Origin of the sequence: Gluconobacter sp. P5B12, from assembly GCF_018812035.1 — a bacterium.
GTDB lineage: Bacteria > Pseudomonadota > Alphaproteobacteria > Acetobacterales > Acetobacteraceae > Gluconobacter.
In genome coordinates this window covers 111,114-130,157 of the sequence record NZ_JACRVV010000006.1, presented here as the reverse complement: position 1 = coordinate 130,157, position 19,044 = coordinate 111,114, and the positions used below count along the sequence as shown (strand labels likewise).

The following is a 19,044-nucleotide window of genomic DNA, read 5'->3' as shown; positions in this document are numbered from 1 at the left end:
AGCAAACGCGCCAAAGACACATCAGCGCCTTGTTAGAAGACCCATCAGGAAACAGGCACCTATCGCAGAAATGACTATTCCAACTGGCAGCTCCTGAGACGGCAAAAGACAGCGGCTGAGAAGATCTGAAAGGATTGTCAGCATCCCCCCCGCGACCATAGCGGGGACAAGAATATTTCGAACAGACCGTCCCCAGATGGGCCTTATGAGATGAGGCACAATCAATCCGACGAAGCCAATCGGCCCACATAATGCTACTGTCGTTGCACAGCTAAACGCGCAAAGGGCAAGAACACCAAGCCGTAGCCTTCTGGTTTGCACCCCGAGGGACGCTGCGGTTTCCTCCCCGGCCATCAAGGCATCCAGATCAGCGCCAAAAGCCCATTTACCGAAGATCACGGGCAAAAGCCCCAACACGACAAGTGGCAGGGCCGACCAGCGAGCGGCGGAAAAACTGCCCATCGTCCAGAACAGGACGGATTGCGCCGTATTACGGTCACCCCAGAAAATCAGCAGGTTTGTCAGAGTAGAGAAGACAAAGGAAATCGCCAGGCCGGACAGTAGCATCCGTTCCGTTGAGACCCGTACGCCAGACCGTAATCTAAAAGATACCAGCAGTAGAAGCGCAGAAGTTGCCAGAAATGCCCCACCGACTGCACCAAAAGCGATCGTCCAGACGCCGAAAACATCCCCCAACAATACGATGACAGCAACAGCGCCTGTCGCTGCACCCGAGGATAGCCCGAAGAGAAACGGATCTGCCAAGGGATTACGGGTTACGGCCTGAAGAAGCGCTCCTGCACCGGCAAGAATTGCTCCGGTCAAGAAGGCCAGAACCAGCCTTGGCATTCGCAGGGACCAGATGATCCGGGCGGCAATATCATGGCTGGCTGGACCGCCCAAAAGACCCGCTTGCAACGAATGCCAGGGAAGAGAAGCACTTCCGAGCGCAACTTCCAAAAATGCCAGCACACTCAGAGCCGGCAAAGCGCTGATGCTAAGAACACGCTTCATCAAGGTGCTGCGTCCGGATGGAGAAAGGTGGCAATCTTTTCGATCACATCGATATTGGCGGGAGACGGCGTCATTTCATCATAACGCACAACCAGAACACGGTTTGTCTTCAGGGCCGTACTCTCTATCAGCAATGGCTGGCTTCGCAGAAATTTCAGACTGTCTGAAACACCGGCCCCATAATCCATCACCAAAATAGCTTCAGGATTACGCAAACCTGCGTTTTCCCATGAGGCAGCGCCCCAGTTTGTCGGTAAATCACGAAAAATATTTTCGCCCCCGCCCAGCCGGATCAGCTCTGTCGCGAGGGCATATTGACCAGCTGTAAATGGCCGATCGCGGCCACTGTCATAGAGAAAAACACGTAACGAGTGATGGCCCTTAAGACGATCCTGAATGTGCTGAACGCGCCTCTGCCAACCTTCAACAAGTTGCCGAGCCTGCTGCTCCCGGCCAAAAACCTGTCCAAGTTTTTCTTCGTCGCTATACAGAAGGTCTAACGTTGGAAGAGCCGTAGACTGCCCTGCCCTGAAGCAGCTTTCAGACAGAACAAGCGTCGGAATACCCTGAATTGCCAAGGTCTCAGGTGTCACATCCCCACCGACATGCATCCCATAATTCCAGCCGGCAAAGAAAAAATCTGTTCCAGCATCAAGCAATTGTTCAAGACTGGGATAATGGGTCGCGATTTCCGGGATATCGCCCTGCTGAGCTTTAAATCCCGGTGTGTATTTGTCCCAGCCTGATATCCCCGTCAAACCACGAATATAGGGCTGCAAATGCAAAGCAAAAGCCATTTCTGCCATATTAACGTCGTGGATGACAGCATGCTCTGGCTGATGCGTGATCGTTACGGGCTTCCCGCAGCTCTGCACGGTAACCGGGTAGGCGAAGGCCGTTTGCACGGCAAAGCCACAAAACCCCAGAAACAGTATAAAGGCAGGCGCTTTCATGCGCCTCGCGGCCTAAAAACGAACGTCGTGCTGCCATCATCCAGTTGAACGGAATGAACATTCAAGCCGAACGCATGCCCTAGTTCTGAAGAGAGCAAAACCTCAGAAGACGCCCCATCCAGAATGATTTTTCCGTCCCTCATCAAGAGAGTTCGCGGCGCAAAATCAGGCACGAAAGACAGGTCATGCAGGACGGCCACGATTGTCAGAGGGAGGTCACGAAGCAGATTTAAAAGCTCTGCTCTGGCCGCAAGGTCCAGGTGATTGGTGGGTTCATCCAGCAACAGTATTTTGGGGGTCTGGGCCAGACATCGCGCCAGCATCACACGCTGACGCTCACCACCAGAAAGACTGCCAATCGACCGTTTTAAAAAAGGTTCGACACGGAAATACTGGATCGCCGTTTGCAGAGCCGCAGTATCCTGCTGCGCCTGAGGAGTGCCCCGAAACGGGAGACGACCAAGTGCGATGTAATCCTCAACTATGAAGTCAGGAGTTACATCATCGGTCTGGGAAAGCCACGCAACCTTGCGCGCTACCGCAGGTCTGGAAAGGGCGCAGAGCTGCGTTCCTTCCAGAAATATCCCCCCTTCCGTGGGCGAAATTAATCCAGCGAGCAGCCTCAGAAGCGTGCTTTTCCCAGCACCATTGGGGCCAATGAGTGCAACATGCTCACCCTCCCTGACGGAGAGATCCGTCAAAGAGAGTATGCGGTCATACCCGGCAGCATGCGTCTGAAGCACAACCTCAGACACGATCAGAAACCAGCCTGAACACTGATCGAGAAAGACCGCGGCGCCCCCAGCATCACTTCACTCGGATAACTGGTATCCGCCCACTGAATGAAGTGCTTGTTTCCCACATTGTCTACCCGGCCATAAACCGTCACGCCACGATAGGCGTGCCATGCCGCGAAAAGATTGACGAGCGCATAATCTTTCAGACTCAGGGTATTGGCGTAATCGCCCTTGCGGGCAGATACGTAACGCATGCCAGCCCCCAGATCGACCGGCAGATCTGCAACCCGGGACCAGACACCCCACAGGTTGGCCGTTACAGCCGGAACGTTCGGGACCTCGTTCCCGGAGGCATTCACTGACGCTGAAGGATGGAATGATCCATAACGAGACCACGTATAGGCTACATTTCCGGACAGGCTCCAGTGTTTGCCCAGCGTGAGGTCCCCTTGCCATTCCACACCCCGTGACTTCTGAACGCCCGCCGTTGCCACGCTGTCCACACCGGTGGCAACGAGAACTCGGGTACGGCGGATATCATACAGAGACAATGTAGAGGACAGACGGCCTTTCCAGAAAGAGCCCTTCGCGCCAATTTCCCCCTGTCTGGAATGACTCAGGCGCGAAAACTGACCTTTGTTAACCAGGAAGATATTAGAGCCCGGCGGATCTTCAGCCGTCGTATACACGCCGTAAAGGCTGATGTTGTCTGTCAGATCATAAACAGGGCCAATCCTGAAGTTGGCAGGATTGTAGTTCCCTTTGAAGCTGGTCGCAGGGTTGAACGCACCAGACTGGCTATAATTCTGACGATCCAGTTTTAGCCAGTCGTAGCGAAATCCACCCACCACACGCAGATCGTCCCGCACGGTCAGGACATCTTCCATGAAGATGCCTGCGTCCACCATGGTTGTAGGAGATTTCGTATATGGATACTCCCCTGCAAAGCTCCCCACGGCCGTGCTTTCGGGGCTACTCAGAGAAACACTGTCTGCATATGTCGCGTCCGGAAAACCACGGTTCCGGATGAGCCGCACATAATACGCGTCTCCACCGACGACCAGACGGTTCTTCATTCCGAAAACATGAAAATCAAACTGGCCATCCAGCGTGTCACCAACCTGATGCTGGTTCATATAAACATAGAACCGATCCCGGCCGACCCGACCGGGTGCAATGGCACTTCCGGCTGCGTCTGTCTGCCCAGATGAACCGATATAACTGTAGGATTCAGCGTTATTCCAGTTCCGCTTGGCGTAAAGGACATAGGTTTTATTGTGGAACGTCATGTTCTCCGTTGACTGCCACGTCAGATGGAGCGTCGGGGTCACATTGACCGAGCCGGCTTTTGCATCCTTGGCATTGTAATACCGCCAGAGCGATGACCGGCTTACGCCTAACCCCTTGGAAGACGACAGCAGGCCGCCCACGCCATCATGGACCTGAGCCAGCGGGACCAAAGGGGTTCCATAATACGTCGACAAGCGATCTGTCAGATAGTCGACGCCAAAGCGGGCTGTAAATTTCTTCGAAGGGTGCCAGAGCAACGTTGTCGTGAAATCGTTGCTGTGTGGGTCTGCGCCAGCAACGTATCCATCAGACGAGGTACGACTAAAATCACTTCGAATGGCCAACGTGTCAGTAATGGGAACCGAACCGCCCAGGCCAGCATTCCATGTATTGAAACTGCCATAAGATATCAGCGCATTGGCATGCGGCCCATCAAATGCAGGATCACGCGTGCGCATGTCCACGGTGCCGCCGACAGCGCCCTGCCCGTAAAGAACGGACGACGGCCCCTTGAGAACCTGAACGCTCTCAAGATTAAAGCTGTTGAGCGGACGGTTCACCATCGTGGTCGGGCCGTAATAAATTCCGTCCCGAAGGATCAGAACCTGATTTCCGCTGAAGCCGCGCATCATCATCTGCGCCGGACTTCCAGGAGATCCACCGGAAGAAACGCCCGGTGCGCTGTCTGCGGCGTCTTCAGCATGCGCATAGCCGCGCTGCTCCATCACGCTGCGCTGAATGACATTGATGGTTGCAGGGTTATGCTGAACCGTCAGCCCGAGCCTGCCCCCGATAACAGCACTGTCCTTCAATGGCTGCGCCCGGCCATGCGCCGTAATGTGCTCCTCTTTCGCCTTGGTTGCTGCCTTCCTGACATCTTCTGTCTGAGCAAATGCGGGCTGAAAGACGGTCAATGCCGCGACGGGCAACACACCGACAAAACTAATTTTCCTCATGGATAACGCAAACTTCACTCAACAATGCGTCACTACGATGAGCAGGATAAACATCCTGCTGCGTCCGGTGCACCCCGCCCTTTCGCTTCGTCCATGACCATTTTCGATGGCAGGTCTCCTGGCTTGCAGATCATCGGCAGATCGCGAGCCTTCCCAAGGCTGACGCCCCAGTGGCCGGGTTCCCGGAACCCATCGTGATCAGCCTCACCGCTCACAGTTGCGGGGGCAGCCGCAGCATTTCACTGCGTTCCCTTTTCATCCCCTTCCGGGGAACCATCATTGAGCAGGGGCATAACCGAAACTCCCATATAGTCAAACACGTATGTTATAACATATCAATAACTGAAGTTATCAATTTGAACAATGGGGCGCCTTCGCGTTTGGGGCAGCGGCCATGAACAGGCCCCTCAATCCCTTGGAAGTAGCGCCTAAACATGCCTAATCTCATGCTTCCCCACTCTGGACAGAAAGTGTTGCAGGATGAAGCTCTGTCGTTTTGGTCCCTTGAATCAGGAAACACCCGGACTCATTGATGACACTGGCATCCTGAGAAGCCTCGAAGGGGTTTTGCCTGATATTACAGCTGCCCATCTGTCTCCAGAGCAGTTGGACGCCTTGCGGGCGATTAATCCGGATACTCTCCCTGTCATTTCAGAAGCACCACGCTACGGTATTCCGTTCTCCGGTGCCGGAAAGTACATCTGCATTGGTCTGAACTATCTGGATCATGCCGAGGAAGCAGGCCTTCCCCTCCCCTCAGAGCCAATCGTCTTCATGAAAGCCATCTCTGCCCTGACGGGTCCGAGCGATGGTATTCTGATTCCCCAACAAGCCACCAAAGTGGACTGGGAAGTCGAACTCGCAGTCATTATCGGCACAAAAGCGTCCTACGTCTCCCCGGAGAAGGCTTTGGAGCATGTGGCGGGATATTGTGTCGCCAATGATGTCTCTGAACGCTCATTTCAGATGCAGACAAGCCAGTGGGACAAAGGCAAAGGCTGCGACACATTCGGGCCTTTGGGACCATGGCTTGTGACGACCGATGAAATCGCCGATCCGCAATCGCTTTCCATGCGGTTAGATGTCAACGGACACCGTCGGCAGACGGGGCATACCTCCAACATGATCTTTGACGTCCGCAGCATCATTTCACATGTCAGCCACTACATGACCCTGATGCCGGGCGATATCATTGCTACAGGCACACCTGCCGGCGTCGGAATGGGCATCAAGCCTCACCCAGTCTATCTCGAACCAGGGGATGTCGTAGAGCTGGAAATCGAAGGGCTTGGCATTCAAAGGCAGACCGTGAGGTCAACTCACGCCTGAACGGATAGAAAGACTTTCACACAGCACGATTCTTGAAAAAACATCCGCTTTCGTAATTCTTTTTTTTGTAGAAAATACTTGCCCGCTCAAGGTGGCAGGAAAGCTGTGCTGAATGTAACAACTGCGAATTTGAGTGAATTAAAGATTGAAGTTTTTGAGAATGAATATCATTTGTAACTTTAAGAAAGACGGGAACTCGGTTGAAATTCCCGTGAAAATTCATTCCAGCGGAGGCAGTTAGCCCGTTCCATGAGACTTCCAGCGTCGAACGTTCCTCAACGTACAAATTTTGGTCCAATGCTTTTTACGGCGCTCCTCCTCTCTGGCACATGCAATGGTGCCTTCGCTGCTGCAGTTGATGAGGGTTCGCCAGATACACGCAAGAAATCATCTTTAGCGACGAGTAACGCAAAGGAACGTTCCGCTTCGACACAGTCTCACAATGTGCAGCGCAAACACGTTGCGCAGGAAGATAATACGCCTGGTAGCATTGAACAGCTTCTTGTACAGGGACATCGACGCAATGCGTCCACAGACGGCACCGGAACCTATACGGTTTCCGCGGTCTCCACGACCAAGATGCTTCTCAAACCGATGGATATTCCGCAATCCATCTCTGTTCTCAGCAGTCAACAGATGAAGGACCAGAATCTCAATACGATTGATGCAGCTCTCAAACAGGTCGCTGGTGTCAACGTTAACATGTACGGTGATGGAACAGGTGGCTACACAGCCCGTGGCTTTTCGCTTCAGGCTCAGTATGACGGCGTTCCTTCCATGAGTGGTCTTACGTTCAGTCAGCAATACGATTTGTCCATCTATGATCGGATTGAAGTCCTTCGGGGACCGGATGGAATGCTGCAAGGTTCCAGCACACCAGGCGGGAGTGTCAATTTCGTTCATAAGCGCCCGACAGAGCAGTTTCAGGGGAATGCTTCATTCTCTGCCGGCTCGTGGAACAACTATCACGCCACCTTTGATATTGGCGGCCCCATCGCGAATTCGAAAATCGTCTCGGCACGACTGGTCGTCGCAGGAACAGACCGTAATCAGTTTTATAGCAACGCCTATGATCGGCGATGGACGATCTATGGGGTTACGGATGTGCACCTGACGCGTCACGACACCCTGACAGTCTCCGTGACGTCTCAAAGCAACGATACAACCCGCTACATGGGCCTTCCAAGAGCCAGCAATGGTGCAGATCTTGATTTACCCACCAGCACCTTCATAGGCGCGAACTGGGGTAAATCCGAAGTGCCCATGACAGAAATCGAGGCACAACTCGAACATCTTTTTTCTCATGGTTGGCGCGGGCGCTTCAACTACCGTCATCGGATCTCAGCCACGACGCTGCAATACGCTTATCTCAACGCTTATAATGCCGGCGCAAAGAGTGGGAATTTCGTCGAGGCCAACACACGCTACGATGAGACCAATGACGGTCTGGACGCCTACGTCACTGGGCCTCTTCATCTTTTTGGACAGAAACACGTCCTGATGATGGGAGCGAACTATGACCGTTACCTCTATGAAGGCGGGGGCGCCAGTGCAAACTCTCGCACCTATACGGCCCTGGCTGGAATCCCGATCAGTGCTAACAATGCCATCCCGTCCCTTGCCCTCCCTACAATCACCAATCGCTATTGGGAGCCGTCCACACAATGGGGCGTTTATGGTCAGGCGCAGATCAAACCGATCTCAAGCTTTGCTATCCTGATCGGTGGACGCGTTAGCGGGTACGTCAGCAAGACACGTCGAATCTCGCCCTATGTGGGCAGAACCAACACAGATATCGACCAGCAAGGCATTCTGACGCCCTATATTGGCGGGGTTTGGCACTTGCGACCGAACATCTCAATGTATGCCAGTTACGTCTCCACCTTCTCGCCCCAGTCCGTCTTTGACACAACGGGACGTCTTGCGCCTGTCCGCGGCAATCAGCTTGAAGGAGGCATCAAGGGAGAGTTCTTCCGCGGACACCTCGGTATGACCCTGTCTGGCTACAAGATCATCCAGAAAAATGAGGCTATATATAACGGCACAATCGGCGCTATCTGTGGCCCCGGTGGCATAGATGACTGCTATGTCGCCACAGGTAAGACGCGCAGTCAGGGCGCGGAAGCAGAATTGATCGGGCGTCCTCTGGAAGGCTGGGACATCAATGCCAGCTATACGTACAACGATAACAGGATCGTCAATAACGGTAGCGCGACACAGTCTGGCCTGACCTATGCTGGCAACTCGCCCAAACATCTATGGAAACTCTGGACACATTACCGTTTCGAACCCTATCGCGGTGCGCAGAAAAACGTCTGGAGCATTGGCGGCGGGCTCAATGCGCAGACCAGTACCTTCGGGACAAACCGCACCGTAACGCAGGGTGGATATATCATCGGATCCATTCAGGCGGGATACCAGTGGAACAAGTATCTTTCCCTCTCCGCGACGCTCAATAATATTGCCAACAAGCGCTATTATCAGCGCTTGGGCAATCTCTACTACTACAACTATTATGGAGAGCCGCGGAACTTCATGTTCACACTCAGGTCGAATTTCTGAGGGATATTTCAGGCGGCTTCATAAGCTCTCTGCAAATGGGCGGGGCTCCATAGGTAAGGATCTACCGCGTTCAGAGCTTGTGGGGCCGTTTTTTCGGTATGTGTATCCGGTCCGGTCGTTCCAGGATCGGTCTGCCTAGACCACAACAATATCATGATAAGTCCGGCAACCACGACAATGATTGTCAAAAAAACCCAGCGTCTCTCCATGATCTTTACTCCCGGCAGCAATCAGCCATATTTGTCGGCTGCCTCTGAAAATCATAAGCCAGAGCATGACCAAGGGTTTCCGCTACACACAAGGAAATAACCTCACTCGCACCAGAACGGGGCATCTTTCGAAAAATTCTTCCATCGTTTGGGGAGTTTCTTGAGGATTTTCTTCCGATCCTGATGTGCAGCCTGGATGATCGCGTCCCCTGCCTCGGCTAGATCCGGCCTTTCCCGGATCGCCTGGTTCACCAGGGCCTCTGCTGTTGCGGCATCATTGAAACGACCGAACAGTTCCTGCAAATCCTTGCAATGGCTCATGTAGGTTTCGAGGTGGCGGCCCTTATAAAGGGGAAGAACAGTCTCGATACTGTATCGCAGCCCTTTCAATGCCTTGCGGACGTTATGAAGCTGCAGGTCTGATAGTTTCCCGATATGACGCCCCCGATGCTGGACCTTGCGCGCCATTCTATCCAGCAAAACAGGCGCATGATCTTCCAAAAGTGCTCCGGTGAGTTTTGGCCCAAAGACAGCAGCGGGATCTTCCGTACTCTGCCCCAAAGAAAGCAGTGCAGAAGTTATGCGCGGATCGGTCAAATTCTGCCGCATCTGCCCTAAAGCGTCTGATCGTCTTTCTTCTGCAAATTGGCTAAATTCGGCCCGAGCCTTTTCGGTCATGTGGTTCGGTACAATCTCCGTCAGGAAAACATCCCAATCTCTGACATTCCCAAGAGACCGTCCAATTTTCTGCAACACCATCGCCTCATTCGCAAACGCGCCTTTTGGAAACAGAGGGCGAAAGGCTTTCAGGATTGTCCGTAGCCGCCGAAGAGCCACTCGCATCTGGTGAACGCCCGCGACGCTTCCCTGCTCGGCTGACGGCTGAAGGGTCAGAAAAGCCGCCAGAAGCCCTCGGACAGACTGGCTCCAGCCCTCCCCAACAGTTACATCACCTGTAAAGACAGGGGCTTTAATCATCGCACCATCGGGATAGAGGCCTGTTGCCAGCCGGACGCCCCTCATAGGAACGGTCTCCCCGGTCAGCCAGATGGGCAGATCATTCAGGGTCTGCGCCATGCCGTAGAGACTGCTCACATCCCCTCTGACCAGCATCAGATCCAACGTACAAACAGCTTCCGCCAATTCTCCAGCCTGCACCGATCCGCGAGATAGAGTAATCCTGATGGTGTGACCATCAGACGCCTGCTCCCCCTGTAACTGCCAGAAATCCGATCGGTATATTGGGAGCAATGCACCTGAAAGATCCAGGTTCGCAGCCGGAGTGGCTTCAAGCAGCGTTGTCTCGGGACGTAATCCCTTCCTGGACCAGACCCATCGTTCTGAAGACTTCATATTCGGTAAGCCAGACCATGCTACAGGCTCCAGCCCCTGAACCGAAAAACGGCCTTCCCGCCCTGTGCACAGCGCCCAATCATGGCGAGACAGCAGACACGATGCCGTGTCATGAAACGTCCAGACCCGATGGCGAGGCCTGATACTTTTCAACGATGGAGCAATAATCGGGTGATGTCGAATGAGAGGCCATGCTTCTGGCAGAAAGCGAAATGTCATACGTTGCGGCAAAAGGCTTCGGATCATTGTTCTTTCCCCTCCAGCATGACCACTCATGAAGCGTAAGCCCTCATGCCCTAACGTTGCCAGAGGATAAAAGGAGCTTCCAGCGGAACGCTGAGAATGTCTTCTGCTGGAATGATCCGTAGCGTACACTCTGCCGCAGGCGCAGGGAGCTCGGTCTCAAGAGTATAGGCAATCCAACCATCTTGAAGATGATGTTCTGCCTGTGTCAGGGACTTGATGCGTGGATGACCATTCTGCGGATTGGCATAGAACTGAACACTAAACAAAGCAGGGTCGAGCATACCGGGATGAATGAATGCATGAGCTTTCTGTTCTCCCCCACTCTCGGGAATGACAACCTCACCGATCCTGAGACTACTCCAACCGGCAGAGAGGGCTTTCTGCTGGTCCAGAACTGTTCCAGCATCCTCCCCGTGTTCGGTCAAGCGGCGTCTGTAGCGCTGTGCGCCTGTTAGATAGAACTGTTCCGTATAGTCGCGAACCGTTCGGTTCGCGGAAAACTGAGGCGTCAGACGCGCCATGCTTTCGCGCATTTTCGCCACCCATGCGCGCGGTATTCCGCTGGGATCGCGTTCATAGAACTCAGGAAGAACATGCTCTTCCAATAGTCTGTAAAGTTCCTGCGCGTCAGAATGGTCATAAGCCGGATCTCCCGCATGTTCCAGACCATCCCCGAGCGCCCAGCCAACTGCTGGCGCATAGGCCTCAGCCCACCATCCATCGAGTTCCGACAGGTTCAGGCCACCATTCACCAAAACTTTCATGCCGCTGGTTCCGCTGGCCTCCCAAGGGCGCCGCGGTGTGTTCAGCCACAGATCCACCCCCTGAACCATTTTCTGCGCCAGAGCCATGTCGTAATCGGCGAGGAATATGACTTTCCCTACGATATCCTGACGTTGGCAGAAGCGGACCCAGCGCGTGATCATAGCTTGCCCCTCCTGATCACGCGGATGAGCTTTACCTGAAAGAATGATCTGAACCGGGCGATCAGCATGTCGCAACAGACGGACGAGCCGTTCCTCGTCGTACAATAGAAGGTCCGGGCGCTTGTAAGTGGCAAACCTCCGCGCAAACCCGATTGTCAGAGCCTCCGGGTTCAGGGTTGGCGCGGGCAGACACCATAGCCCGTCTTCACCAACGATACATTGCCGGGCAGAGAGCTCCTCTCCCAGAGCCTGAACAAATCCTGCGCGGGACTCACACCGGCTTTGCCAAAGAGTCGTGTCGTCAAGGCGACGCACAGCATCGCCCAGACCTTCCAGATTGCCTTCCCACCGACTTCTCCCCCCGACCTGGGTCCAAAGTTCATCAGCCGCTACTGAATCCCAGGTCGGAGTGTGAACGCCGTTTGTCACATGAGAGACTGGGACTTCGCTTTGTGGCCACCGCGGGAATAAGGGCGTGAACAGGGACCGGCTAACAGCTCCATGCAACTGGCTCACGCCATTGACAGCACCGCTGCACCGAACGGCCAGATAAGCCATATTGAAGAATTCATCGCCATTCTCTGGATCAAGCCGCCCTAGCGCAAGAAAATCCTGAATGGGCATCCCGAGACGCTCTTCGGCATAGAACGTGAGATGGCTCTCAATGAGTTTGGGCGGGAAAAGATCAAACCCGGCGGGCACAGCAGTGTGGGTTGTGAAGATTGTTCCAGCGCGGACAATAGCCCGAGCCTGCGCGAACGGGATTTCCTCTTCTTCCGAAAGGCAGCGGGCCCGCTCCAGCGCTGCAAATGCAGCATGCCCCTCGTTCAGGTGGCAGATATCTGGCCGGTGCCCTAAAGCATGCAGCAACCTCCAGCCCCCAATTCCCAGCACCATCTCCTGTCGTAAGCGAAGCTCCGCATCTCCACCATAAAGCTGAGTTGTAATGCAGCGAACAGCCGGGGGATTGGACGGATCGTTCGTATCCAGAAGATAGAGGGTTGCCCGGCCTACAACGGCTTTCCAGGCCCGAAGCCAGATTTCACCAGTCGCTGTCTGGACAGAAAGTCGGAACCAGTCCCCGTCCGGGGTCAGGACTGGCTGTATCGGAAGCTGGTCAGGATCATTAAACGGATAGAGCGCGCGCTGCTCGCCTGCTGGAGTAATGACCTGGCGAAAGTAGCCCTGCGCATAAAGGAGCCCGACAGCGACAACAGGAACACCCAGATCACTCGCTGCCTTGAGCTGATCAGCGGCTACATTTCCGAGACCACCAGAATAGATCGGGAGTGCCTCGCTAAGCATATATTCCATGCTGAAATAGGCGACCTCAGACAGCTCCGTTTGACCATGGTTTTCCGCAAACCATGTTGGACGTTCGAGCTCATATTTGCGGCGCTCTATACTGGCTTTTAGAAGACGCCGAACGTCCGTATTCTGCAGAGCATCGCGTAGCTGAGCCTGGGGTGTGCGGGTCAGAGTGATCCATGGATTATGAGTTCTGTCCCAGAGGTCTGGATTGATCATCTGCCAAAGCAGATCCGCCTCGTGATTCCATGTCCAATGCAGATCAAGCGCCAGCATTCGCAGAGCTGCTTCTGCTGCGCGCGGCGTACGAGGAGACGTGTCGACCATAGAACCGGAACTCCCATGACTGTCCGCAGCCAGCTCTCTGGAGGTATGGCCATTTCAGTGAGCAGGACAGATTGCGTACATTAAGGATGGTAACTGGAGCGCTAACGCATGAGAACCATGGAAGGACAAGGTGAACCCGCTTCCAGACATGCTTCGTGACATCACATTTTCTGATAAGCGCACGAAAGAAGGTGGGCTTTAGCTAAAAACCTCTGTTCCCCTCATCCGTTTGCTATGAACGGCGCTGTTCTTCAAGAACTGCCCCATTAATAGGTGCGTCATGCTCCGGAAGCTTCTGCTCGTCTCAATAATAGGTTCATGCGTTTTTCTGCCAGCATGGGGTGCTCCCTCCACGAAACATTTGTCTGTCGCTCCGGGCTTCCATCTAGAGATCGTATCCGCGGATGTCCGTGGCGCGCGGGAAATCGCCCTTGGAGACAGGGGAACTGTTTTCCTTGGCTCCATGGGGCCCGGAAAGGTCTATGCCGTCTCCAGTGTTGGAAATCCCGGAAAACCGGTTCAGGTCCGAACTGTCGCCAGTGCCCTCGAGACGCCTTCAGGCGTCGCATTTCACGACGGAAATCTCTACATCGCTGAACCAGAAAGACTTCTGGTTTTAAGGGATATCGAGGCTCATCTGGATGATCCCCCAAAACCGGAAGTCATCACAGATCATTTGCCCTTCAGAGACGGTGACCATTTTTGGAAGTTTATCGCTTTCGGGCCAGATGGAAGGCTGTACGTAACCATCGGGGCGCCCTGCAACGTCTGCGATGTTGGGCATGATTTTGGAAAAATCATCAGCATAAAGCCCGACGGCACCAACAGGCAGGACGTGGCTTACGGCATTCGCAACTCAGTTGGTCTAGCATGGCGAAAAACAGGAAAGGACCTGTGGTTTACGGATAACGGCCGCGATATGATGGGCGATGACGTCCCTTCTGACGAATTGAACACCCTTACACGGCCCCAACAGTCTTTCGGCTATCCGTATTGCCACCAAGGAGATGTCCCCGATCCCCATTACGGAACAGACCACTCCTGCAGTGAGTTTACTCCGCCGGTCCTGAAGCTAGGAGCCCATGTCGCAGCATTAGGTCTACGATTTTACGAAGGTCCTGCCGCGTCACGTTCCTTGAATGGTGCATTGCTGATTGCAGAACATGGGTCGTGGAACCGGAGCGTTCCATCAGGATATCAGGTCGTTACAGTAAAATTTGATAATGCAGACCATCCACAGCAACCAGAGCCCTTAATCTGGGGTTTTCGGCGGAACGGACGGACTTTTGGCCGCCCGGCAGATGTTCAACCAATGCCTGACGGCAGCATTCTCGTTAGCGACGATTTTTCCGGCTCGCTCTACAGGCTGACTTATGCCTCTGCCGTACAAAAATAAATATCATAGAGTTGGAAGAGCCGGCACGGGTGCAGCGACCCGCCGGACGGTTTGAACAGAGGCTATCCGCAGCCAGAAACGGGTGACGACAGCCCCCAGTAGAATAATGAGAAAATAACGCATATCATTCCCCTTTTCAGAGGTTATCGTGAAGCATAAACTTGGCGAATATGCGCAGGAACTATGGCAAACGTGATTCAGAACGTAACAGTTCCCGTTCTGAATAAGGAGAAAAATAAAATGTCTTTTGGTATTATTATTCTGGTGGCCCTTGTGGCTGTACTTTTTATTCTCGGGCCCATTCTTGTTGCCGTCGGCGCAGCCGCTTGGATTAACGATCGTTTTCTGAGCCGAAAATAACTTTAAACGTTATTCTATTGTTCGGAACGGACACGGCCTGGACCCGCCACGTCCTGTAAAAAGACAGGACGCTCCAACTCTGCGGAAGAATATCCAGCTTCTCTACCGCTTCTGCATTCAGGCCCATTGCCAGCAAAGTCAGGGCTCGCACGACCTCAGCGTCCACTCCCAAAATTACGGGATTTTGCACCTCCCTGATGTCTGATAGCCACCCGGCAAGACGGGCATACATTCTGGTACGGCTCTCACCAGCCGGCGGTGAAAAATCGGGGTCCATCATCCATTGTGCCAGACTTTCTGGCGATAGGGTTTTAAGGCTCTGTCCGCACCAATCACCATAGTTATGGCCCCTAAGCCGTTCATCCACGGTAACAGGACACTCGGAATGAGCCTCAAGCCATGCTGCATCAGAGTTGCACCCTGTCAGGATGGGCAGGGACTTTGGCCAAAAACTCCCTTCCAGGCACTCTGTGTTACGTTGTTCACCGCTCTCGGGGAAAACGCTCCGCTTCACAGACGGGTATGGGGGGAGAGCAAAACAGAACAGCTTCATTTTACGTGCTTTGACCATTCCTGAAGCGCGCGTTCTAGACGATCCCAACCAGCACTATCCCGCGGCAGACCAAATCTCAGTTCCGTTGGGCGCTCCGGGAAAGCACGGGTTACGATGCCGCATCCACAGAGGAATGCCCATAGAGAAGCCGCCTCATCCGAACTGACCAGACAGAACAGAAGCGTGTTTCCTTTGATGGTCAGACCCGCCCGTTTTAAGATTTTTGCAAGACGTTGTGCGTCCTGCTCCAACCGGGCTTTCGTTCTACCCAGCCAGTCCTTATCCGACAGGGCCTGACGTCCTGCGGACAGAGCCAGGGCGCTGACCGCCCAATCCCCTATCAGCTTCCGCATTTGATCTGCCGTTCCGTTGGACGCAATCAGGAAACCAAGCCGTACGCCCGGCAATCCGTAGGTTTTCCCAAAAGAGCGCAAAACCATAAGGCCGGTTTGCGGGAAAGATGCAGCGGCACTTTCGTGCTCGAAATCCGCATACGCCTCATCTACGATTAACCGTCCACCGGAGGCTGCACAGCGCTTTGAGAGTTCCAGAAGCGTCTCGACAGGCAGACATCGACCGTCTGGATTATTCGGATTACAGACTACGCACACAGCCCCCGCTTGCCCTGCGGCAGCTTTGAAAGCCTGAATATCCGTCACGATCGACACGTTGACCCCTGCGTTTCTCCATGCCTGTTCGTGGCCAGAATAGGTGGGTCCGAAAATGAAGACGTTTTCTGCCTTCAGCACCAAGGGCAACAAGGCGATAAGCAACTGTGTGCCCGGCCCCGCTACAATCATGTCTTCAGTCGGCACACCGTAAGCTGCCGCTGCTGCTTTTAGGAGCGCCGCCTCATCTGCTGTTTCCGGTAGCCGGGTGAGCATGGACATTTCTACGGGAGAAAGAGGGTATTCGTACGGACTAATGCCCGTGGAAAGGTCTATGAAAGGCCTCGGGGCCTGCGGGAAGCGCGCCATCACCTGCCGCACCTGCCCCCCATGCACCGGCATGTTTTTCAGCACCGATCGCATCATGCTAGATCAAGCCATCCGGATGAAACACACAGGCCCATGACTTTCTCCCTCCTGTCCCACACACTGTCCGTTGCCTGTCTGGCCTGTGCGATTGAAGCCGCTTTCGGTTATCCGAACTGGATTTTTCGCAAGATTGGCCATCCAGTCATGTGGATTGGTGCCCTTATTGCGCGACTGGATCGTTCGCTCAACCGCTCGCAGGATAGCGCTGTCCGGCAACGGTTATGGGGAATAGTCTGCCTGACGATCCTCGTTGGCTTTCCGCTCCTAGTTGTCTGCATGGCCCTTCAGTGCATACACCTTCTGTTTTCCCCTCTGCTTGTCTGGGGGATGGAAGGAATTATGGCCAGCACTCTGATTGCCCAACGTTCCCTGTGGGAGCATGTCCAAGCGGTCCACACTGGCCTGCAGACAGCGGGACTGGCAGGTGGCAGAAAAGCGGTTTCCATGATTGTTGGCCGTGATCCTGAGCAACTTGACGAAGCGGGCGTAGTACGCGCGGCTATTGAAAGTCTGGCTGAGAATTTTTCCGATGGCGTTGTTGCGCCGCTTTTCTGGACTGCCCTCTGTGGCCTGTCAGGCGCAACCGCTTACAAATCAATCAACACAGCAGACAGCATGATCGGTCACCTCACGCTTCGACACAAAGCCTTTGGGTGGGCTTCTGCGAAGTTGGATGATCTGGTGAACCTTCCCGCCTCCCGTCTATCCGCTCTATGGCTGGTTTTGGCAGCACTCACGATGCGCGGTACTAACTCGACTGAGGCATTTCGAGCAGTTCGGCGAGATGCAGGCCACCATCGCTCCCCAAACGCCGGTTGGCCGGAAGCCGCCATGGCAGGTGCGTTGGGCCTTAAGCTTGCTGGCCCCAGAGTTTATAACGGCATTCTGGTCGAAGATTCATGGATGGGCGACGGCCGTGCCACGGCAACCGCTGACGACCTCTGGCGAGCTCTCACCCTCTACCGTCGGGCCTGCTTCATTCAGGGAGCAGTGCTGGGCCTGCTCACCCTTCTGTTCTGGCTTTGAACGATCAGACAGGTCGGGCCAATGCAAGAAGCGCATCCAGATCAATGCAGGCTTCAAGATGGTGCGCCCAGGCATCCAGCGCAGCCTCAACCCGCTCATCATGATCCTGAAGGTCAGGCCCGGCGCACCCTACGCGTGAAAGAAGAGCTTTCCGCGCGTTTCCACCAGACAGAACCCCATGTAGATAAGTTCCCCAAACACGGCCGTCAGGCGAAACGGCACCTTCAGGCTCACCGTCTACCGTTGCAAATGGCCTCTGAGTATCAGGACCAGCAGTTCGCCCGACATGAATTTCATAGCCAGTGAGCGGGGTCCCTTCCGGCACCAGTAATCCACTCACTTCTGTCAAACGCTTATCATTTGTCAGAACCGTCTGCCCGTCCAGCAAGCCCAAGCCCTCGACGAGACCCGGGGGGCCTTCGATCCCATCCTTGTCCTCAATGGATTTTCCAAGCATTTGATATCCACCGCAAATGCCAAGAACACGACCGCCACGGCGGGTATGCGCCTTCAGGTCAATGTCCCATCCCTGTTTTTTGAAAAACGCCAGATCAGAAATAGTTGCCTTCGAGCCTGGTATGATCACAAGGTCACAAACTGGAAGGGGCCGACCAGGTGCCACGATCTCCAGAGTGACGCCCGGATCAGATCGCAAGGGGTCTAAATCATCGAAATTGGCGATCGTGGGTAGCTGCGGCACGACAACCCGTAAGCCGTCGCCTACTGGCGTTTCGTTCACAAGATCAGATGCGTCTTCAGCGGGAAGGTCACCAACATGCGCACAGTGTGTGACGAGACCAAGCTTTTCCCACCCCGTCTGGCGTGAAATAGTGGTCATGCCATCGGTAAAAAGCGAAGCGTCTCCACGCATTTTGTTTACGATAAACCCTTTGATCCGCCCTGCATCCTGCCCTGACAGCACCATTTTTGTTCCCACAAGGCTGGCAATCACGCCCCCCCGGTCGATATCACCAATGAGCACGACGTCCACATCGGCGGCTTCGGCAAAACCCATATTGGCAATGTCGTTTGTCCGCAGATTGACCTCTGAAGCCGATCCGGCCCCTTCAATCAAAACGATATCAGCTTCTGCCGCCAAAGTGCGAAACGCGGACAACACGTCTGGCATAAGCATTGTTTTAACGTCCTGATAAGCACGGGCCCGCACGGTTCCTCGCACTTTTCCTCGAACCACAAGCTGGGATCCTGTCTCGCTCTGTGGCTTCAACAGCACAGGATTCATGTCCACGGTGGGCGGAACCCCGCAGGCACGAGCCTGAAGAGCCTGGGCGCGGCCAATTTCGCCTCCGTCTCGGGTCACGGCGGCGTTGTTTGACATGTTCTGAGGCTTGAACGGACGCACTGTAAGGCCACGTCGTGTCAGGGCTCGTGCAATCCCTGCAACAAGCACAGATTTCCCAACGCTGGAGCCCGTTCCCTGAAACATGAGAGCCCTGGGCCC

Annotated in this window: 13 protein-coding genes and 1 riboswitch; of the genes, 4 read left to right on the top strand and 9 right to left on the bottom strand. The window is 54.4% G+C overall.

What is annotated here, in order from left to right:
• Positions 1-21: 21 nt before the first annotated feature.
• The 4 genes from KP702_RS11505 to KP702_RS11490 are packed head-to-tail and all read right to left on the bottom strand — an operon-like array spanning position 22 to position 4,950.
• Positions 22-1,014: an iron ABC transporter permease gene (locus tag KP702_RS11505; RefSeq protein WP_202207922.1), complete on the bottom strand. Its 993-nt coding sequence runs from the start codon at positions 1,012-1,014 to the stop codon at positions 22-24.
• Positions 1,014-1,967, bottom strand: coding sequence for an ABC transporter substrate-binding protein (locus KP702_RS11500; RefSeq protein ID WP_202207923.1), 954 nt, complete (start codon positions 1,965-1,967; stop codon positions 1,014-1,016). Before KP702_RS11500 ends, KP702_RS11505 begins: the two co-directional genes overlap by 1 nt.
• Positions 1,964-2,722: an ABC transporter ATP-binding protein gene (locus KP702_RS11495; protein WP_202207924.1), complete on the bottom strand. Its 759-nt coding sequence runs from the start codon at positions 2,720-2,722 to the stop codon at positions 1,964-1,966. The genes KP702_RS11500 and KP702_RS11495 overlap by 4 nt, the downstream gene beginning before the upstream one ends.
• A 2-nt stretch (positions 2,723-2,724) precedes the next feature.
• Positions 2,725-4,950, bottom strand: coding sequence for a TonB-dependent siderophore receptor (locus KP702_RS11490; protein WP_215768978.1), 2,226 nt, complete (start codon positions 4,948-4,950; stop codon positions 2,725-2,727).
• Between the two features lie 90 nt (positions 4,951-5,040).
• A riboswitch (cobalamin riboswitch) is annotated at positions 5,041-5,243 on the bottom strand.
• Between the two features lie 187 nt (positions 5,244-5,430).
• Between KP702_RS11490 and KP702_RS11485 the strand changes: the two genes are divergently transcribed.
• Both KP702_RS11485 and KP702_RS11480 read left to right on the top strand, forming a co-directional pair.
• Entirely contained in the window at positions 5,431-6,279 is an 849-nt protein-coding gene (locus KP702_RS11485) for a fumarylacetoacetate hydrolase family protein (protein WP_215768977.1), read from the top strand.
• Between the two features lie 249 nt (positions 6,280-6,528).
• Entirely contained in the window at positions 6,529-8,841 is a 2,313-nt protein-coding gene (locus tag KP702_RS11480) for a TonB-dependent siderophore receptor (protein ID WP_215768976.1), read from the top strand.
• 311 nt (positions 8,842-9,152) lie between these two features.
• On the opposite strand, the gene KP702_RS11475 is transcribed toward KP702_RS11480, so the two are convergent.
• Positions 9,153-10,649, bottom strand: coding sequence for a CHAD domain-containing protein (locus tag KP702_RS11475; protein ID WP_252348683.1), 1,497 nt, complete (start codon positions 10,647-10,649; stop codon positions 9,153-9,155).
• 50 nt (positions 10,650-10,699) lie between these two features.
• Positions 10,700-13,210 carry an alpha-glucan family phosphorylase gene (gene glgP, locus KP702_RS11470; RefSeq protein ID WP_215768975.1) on the bottom strand — a complete coding sequence of 837 codons (2,511 nt, stop codon included), beginning with the start codon at positions 13,208-13,210 and terminating at the stop codon, positions 10,700-10,702.
• Between the two features lie 361 nt (positions 13,211-13,571).
• Here glgP and KP702_RS11465 point away from each other — a divergent pair, with 361 nt between their 5' ends.
• Positions 13,572-14,606 (top strand): sorbosone dehydrogenase family protein, encoded by a 1,035-nt coding sequence (locus tag KP702_RS11465; RefSeq protein ID WP_252348682.1) that lies wholly within the window; start codon positions 13,572-13,574, stop codon positions 14,604-14,606.
• Positions 14,607-14,937: 331 nt separating this feature from the next.
• Here the strand turns inward: KP702_RS11465 and KP702_RS11460 are convergent, their stop codons facing one another.
• Together KP702_RS11460 and cobD are read right to left on the bottom strand one after the other, a co-directional pair.
• Positions 14,938-15,519, bottom strand: a complete 582-nt coding sequence (locus tag KP702_RS11460) for a histidine phosphatase family protein (protein WP_215768973.1) — start codon at positions 15,517-15,519, stop codon at positions 14,938-14,940.
• On the bottom strand, positions 15,516-16,553 hold the full coding sequence (gene cobD, locus KP702_RS11455; RefSeq protein WP_202207931.1) for a threonine-phosphate decarboxylase CobD: 1,038 nt from the start codon (positions 16,551-16,553) through the stop codon (positions 15,516-15,518). The genes KP702_RS11460 and cobD overlap by 4 nt, the downstream gene beginning before the upstream one ends.
• A gap of 36 nt (positions 16,554-16,589) precedes the next feature.
• Here cobD and cbiB point away from each other — a divergent pair, with 36 nt between their 5' ends.
• Complete coding sequence (gene cbiB / locus KP702_RS11450; protein ID WP_202207932.1) at positions 16,590-17,582, top strand: adenosylcobinamide-phosphate synthase CbiB; 993 nt, start codon at positions 16,590-16,592, stop codon at positions 17,580-17,582.
• A 4-nt stretch (positions 17,583-17,586) separates the two neighbouring features.
• On the opposite strand, the gene KP702_RS11445 is transcribed toward cbiB, so the two are convergent.
• Positions 17,587-19,029 (bottom strand): cobyric acid synthase, encoded by a 1,443-nt coding sequence (locus KP702_RS11445; protein ID WP_202207933.1) that lies wholly within the window; start codon positions 19,027-19,029, stop codon positions 17,587-17,589.
• Positions 19,030-19,044: the final 15 nt, after the last annotated feature.